Source organism: Bartonella sp. MR168JLCBS, assembly GCF_042194175.1.
In genome coordinates this window covers 1-666 of the sequence record NZ_JBHIMP010000429.1, presented here as the reverse complement: position 1 = coordinate 666, position 666 = coordinate 1, and the positions used below count along the sequence as shown (strand labels likewise).

1 protein-coding gene is annotated in these 666 nt (G+C 39.0%); it reads left to right on the top strand.

The features are described 5' to 3' along the window. Positions 1 to 470: 470 nt before the first annotated feature. Positions 471 to 666: hypothetical protein (locus tag ACFIK8_RS11785; RefSeq protein WP_375669534.1), on the top strand; the 196-nt coding region annotated here is incomplete at its 3' end.

Here is a 666-nt window from a genome sequence, read left to right as displayed (position 1 = left end):
TATATGTAAACACAAACGGTTATATGTAAACATAAACATCTTTATGTAAAGAGTACAAATATATATTACACAGAAACTTGTATGTTTAAAGGGAAACGTTTATGTTTAAAGGATAACATATAGAGTTAAACAGAAACGGTGATTACACGGCGATTACACCTAATCATAACCCTAACCGAGAAATATTAATTGAAAGTCATACATTGATATTTCCAAAGCCTAGCTGCCCATTCAAAATTGATCTACCCTTCAAATTCTCATTCAAAGACAATTAATGTATATCTAGAATTCAAGAAGGCAAGCCAATTCGAATCGGTGCAAATTTGATCGACCCTTTAAATTGGCTTGGAGTGTTTAGGTTATAGAGTTATGGTAACAATTGATGGGACATCAGATCGCCTAGGGGATCCATCTTGGCTGCTTCGATTGGCAGTGTAATTGTTGGACCTTGGAAGTAAAAGACATCCCTGGTGGCTGTCCAACTTGCACAACATGAATTTGTTTTGCAAGTTGAACAACCACCAGCGATGGCTTTGATTTCGAAGATTCGGACGATTACACTGCCGGTCGAAGTAGCTAAGACGAATCCCCTGGCCGATCGGCTGGTCCATGAAGAATCGTTGTTAACTAGATCGCCCAAGGGTTCGTATCTGCGTGCATCAATGC